Origin of the sequence: Spongiactinospora gelatinilytica (assembly GCF_003236385.1) — a bacterium.
Taxonomy (GTDB): domain Bacteria; phylum Actinomycetota; class Actinomycetes; order Streptosporangiales; family Streptosporangiaceae; genus Spongiactinospora; species Spongiactinospora gelatinilytica.
In genome coordinates, this window is sequence record NZ_POUA01000531.1 from 1 (window position 1) to 3909 (window position 3909).

The window sequence follows — 3909 nt, forward strand, 5'->3', positions numbered from 1 at the left end:
GCACACCCCCTGACCACACGCCGCGAACACGGGCACAGCGCACATGGCCTTCGCTTCACTCAGTCGTGTTCTCCATGCCGGGCTCCCCCGACGTCCCCGCCTCCGGCGGGATGCGCTACGCGCAGACAGCAGAGCCCCCGCGCTCAGCCCTCGGATGCTCACCTGCGGCGCGCCTCGGAGGGCCCCTGCGGATCGCCGGTAAGTCTGTACGGCAGAGCCCTCAGCCCGCCGCAGGTCCGTACCCGGCACTGCTCTGGCGTCCGGTGTTTCGCGTGGGTTGTGGTCGCTCGCCGTTCCCAGCACCGGCTTTGGTGTTGGCAGGCCCTCAGGGTGTGGCCATTGCCGGCGCTCGGACGCTTTCCTTGTCCGACGCTGCCGCCGCCAGCGGAACGTCGGGCGAAGCCCGGCGTAGGAGGCACGACTGAGCGAAGCGAAGGCCACGCCCTTAGGGCGCGCGCCGGCGAGGGCCGAACCCTTCAGGGCCCCCTACAAAAGTTACGGCCGGGCTTCGACGACCATGCCCGCTCCCACGGTCCCGTTGGTGGACTCGTCCACCAGGATGAACCCGCCCGTCATCCGGTTGCGCGCGTAGTCGTCCACGAACAGTGGCTGGGTGACCCGCAGCGACACCCGCCCGATCTCGTTGAGCCCCAGCGACTGCGCCGTCTCATCGCGGTGCAGCGTGTTGACGTCGAGCCGGTAGTGCAGGTCGCGGACCAGCGCCCGCGCTGTGCGGGTGGTGTGCTTGATGCTGAGCTTGGTGCGCGGCGTCAGCTTGGTGGCGTCGGTCATCCAGCAGACCATCGCCTCCAACTCCTGCGCGGCGCTCGGCTGGTTGTTGGGCCGGCAGATCATGTCGCCGCGCGAGATGTCGATGTCGTCTTCGAGCCGCAGGGTGACCGACATCGGCGGGTACGCCTCGCCCACCGGCCCGTCGAACGTGTCGATCGAGGCGATCCGGGTGGTGAGGCCGCTGGGCAGGTGGATGACCTCGTCGCCGGGCTTGAGCACGCCGCCCGCCACCTGGCCCGCGTACCCGCGGTAGTCGTGGAAGTCGTGGTCGTTGGCCCGCTGCGGGCGGATCACGTACTGGACCGGGAAGCGCACGTCGACCAGGTTGCGGTCGGAGGCGATGTGCACGTTCTCCAGGTGGTGGAGCAGGGAGCCGCCGTTGTACCAGGGCATGTTCTCCGAGCGGGACACCACGTTGTCGCCGTGCAGCGCCGACATCGGGATGAACGTGAGGTCGCCGACATTGAGCTTGCTGGCGAACGCCGTGAACTCCTCGTGGATCTCGTTGAACCGCTCCTCGGAGTAGTCCACCAGGTCCATCTTGTTGACCGCGAGCACCAGGTGCGGCACCCGGAGCAGGGTGGTCAGGAAGGCGTGCCGCCGCGACTGCTCAAGGACGCCCTTGCGGGCGTCGATCAGGATGATCGCCAGGTCGGCGGTGGAGGCCCCGGTCACCATGTTGCGGGTGTACTGGATGTGGCCGGGCGTGTCGGCGATGATGAACTTCCGCTTCGGCGTGGCGAAGTAGCGGTAGGCCACGTCGATCGTGATGCCCTGCTCGCGTTCGGCCCGCAGGCCGTCGGTGAGCAGGGACAGGTCGGTGTACTCGGTGCCACGGTCGCGGCTGGTGCGCTCCACCGCCTCCAGTTGGTCCTCGAAGATCGCCTTGGAGTCGTAGAGCAGCCGCCCGATCAGCGTCGACTTGCCGTCGTCGACCGAGCCCGCCGTCGCGAAACGCAGGATGTCCATGTGATCAGAAGTAACCTTCCCGCTTGCGGTCTTCCATGGCGGCCTCGGAGGTGCGGTCGTCGGCCCGGGTCGCGCCGCGCTCGGTGATCCGGGTGGCGGCGATCTCGGCGATGATCTCCTCGACGCTGGACGCGGCCGACTGGACCGCGCCGGTGCAGGTCATGTCACCGACCGTACGGTAGCGCACGGTCGCCTCGAAGACCGGCTCGTCGTCACCGCGGTTGACCACGTCGGCGTCGGAGAGCAGCATCCCGTCGCGGGCGAAGACCCTGCGCGTGTGCGCGAAGTAGATCGACGGGATCTCGATCTCCTCGCGGCGGATGTAGTCCCAGACGTCGAGCTCGGTCCAGTTGGACAGCGGGAAGACGCGGATGTGCTCGCCCCTGCGGATGCGCGCGTTGTAGAGGTTCCACAGCTCGGGGCGCTGGTTCTTCGGGTCCCACTGGCCGAAGTCGTCGCGGAAGGAGAACACGCGCTCCTTGGCGCGGGCCTTCTCCTCGTCCCTGCGGGCCCCGCCGAAGACGGCGTCGAACTCGTGCTCCTCGATCGCGTCCAGCAGCGTGGTGGTCTGGAGCCGGTTGCGGGAGGCCCGGCGGCCGGTCTCCTCGACCACCCGCCCGGCGTCGATGGACGCCTGGACGCTCGCGACGACCAGCCGCACGCCCAGCTCGGCCACCCGGCGGTCGCGGAAGTCGATCACCTCGTCGAAGTTGTGCCCGGTGTCGACGTGCATCAACGGGAAGGGGATCGGCGCGGGCCAGAACGCCTTCTCCGCGATGCGCAGCATGACGATCGAGTCTTTTCCACCGGAGAAGAGCAGACAGGGCCGTTCGAACTCGGCGGCCACCTCACGCATGACGTGGATCGCCTCGGCCTCAAGGACGTCGAGTTGCGACGTTGTGTAGTCGGCCTGCAACATCGGTGTCTCTCCTCCGGGGTGGAACCGGTCGGCTCGGTCAGCGGTGAAGGTCCCGGATTCCGGCGAGCAAGATCCCCGCCAGGTCCGGTAGGGAAACCAGAATATCTGGTAGTGAGGGGTCGGCCTGGTTGTAGGCGAGCGGCGAGCCGTCGATCCGGCTCGCGTGGGCCCCGGCGGCGAGCGCGACCGCGGCGGGGGCGGCCGAATCCCACTCGTACTGGCCGCCGGCGTGGACGTAAGCCTCGACCTCGCCGGTGAGCACGGCGGAGATCTTCGCCCCGGCCGAGCCGATCGGCACCAGGTCGCCGCTGACCAGGTAGGCGAGCTTCTGCACGAACTCCGGCGGGCGGCTGCGGCTGACCGCGATCCTGATCCGGGCCCCCGGGCGGGCGGCGGGGAGCCGCGGCGGGTCGGCGGTGGTCAGCGTGCGGCCCTGGGCGGGCAGCGCCACCGCGCCCGCGGCCAGCGCGCCGCGCTCCCACAGCGCCACGTGGACCGCCCAGTCGGAACGGCCCTCCTCGGCGAACTCGCGGGTGCCGTCGAGCGGGTCGATGATCCACACCCGGTCGGCGGTGAGCCGCCGTGGGTCCATCCGCTCCTCGCGGGTGGCCTCCTCCGACAGGATGGCGTCGGAGGGGCGCAGGCGGGCCAGCGCCTCGGTCAGGAAGCGGTGCGCGCTCTGGTCGCCCGCGTCCTTCAACGCCCGGGGGTCGCCGAACCCGCGCTCGGCCCGCAACGCGAGCAGCCGCTCGCCGGCCTCGGTGGCCAGATCGCCGGCCAGCGCGTGGTCGTCCCTAATCGTCATCAATACGCTCCAGCTCCCCGGGCGACAGCCGACCAGGTCTTCCACAGGATCTGCAAGTCCAACATCAAGGACCAGTTTTCAACGTAACGCAGGTCCAACCGTACAGATTCCTCCCACGACAGATCCGACCGGCCGCTCACCTGCCACAGACCGGTGAGGCCGGGGCGGACCAGCAGGCGCCGCCGTACGTCGTCGCCGTAGCAGGCGACCTCCTGCGGCAGCGGCGGGCGCGGGCCGACCAGCGACATGTGCCCGAGCAGCACGTTGATGAGCTGCGGCAGCTCATCGAGCGAACGGCGGCGCATCCACGCCCCGAACGGGGTGACCCGCGGATCGGCGCGGATCTTGAACAGCAGCCCGTCGGCGTCGCTGACCAGCTCGACCTTGCGCAGCTCGGCGTCGGGGGCCATGGTGCGGAACTTGT

At 69.6% G+C, this 3909-nt stretch carries 4 protein-coding genes; all 4 read right to left on the reverse strand.

Annotated elements, in window-relative coordinates; genetic code table 11:
- Nucleotides 1–495: 495 nt before the first annotated feature.
- Nucleotides 496–1761, reverse strand: coding sequence for a sulfate adenylyltransferase subunit CysN (gene cysN, locus C1I98_RS36320; RefSeq protein ID WP_111171815.1), 1266 nt, complete (start codon nt 1759–1761; stop codon nt 496–498).
- Nucleotides 1762–1765: 4 nt separating this feature from the next.
- Nucleotides 1766–2680: a sulfate adenylyltransferase subunit CysD gene (gene cysD, locus C1I98_RS36325; RefSeq protein ID WP_111171816.1), complete on the reverse strand. Its 915-nt coding sequence runs from the start codon at nt 2678–2680 to the stop codon at nt 1766–1768.
- Between the two features lie 37 nt (nt 2681–2717).
- Nucleotides 2718–3485, reverse strand: a complete 768-nt coding sequence (locus tag C1I98_RS36330) for an inositol monophosphatase family protein (protein ID WP_111171817.1) — start codon at nt 3483–3485, stop codon at nt 2718–2720.
- The coding region (locus tag C1I98_RS36335) for a sugar transferase (protein WP_146607858.1) at nt 3485–3909 on the reverse strand (425 nt) is incomplete at its 5' end. The genes C1I98_RS36335 and C1I98_RS36330, both read right to left, overlap by 1 nt.

Bases quoted from the DNA above. Each gene is read 5' to 3' on its own strand.
- cysN (WP_111171815.1), bottom strand. From the start codon at position 1,761: ATGGACATCCTGCGTTTCGCGACGGCGGGCTCGGTCGACGACGGCAAG.
- cysD (WP_111171816.1), bottom strand. From the start codon at position 2,680: ATGTTGCAGGCCGACTACACAACGTCGCAACTCGACGTCCTTGAGGCC.
- C1I98_RS36330 (WP_111171817.1), bottom strand. From the start codon at position 3,485: ATGACGATTAGGGACGACCACGCGCTGGCCGGCGATCTGGCCACCGAG.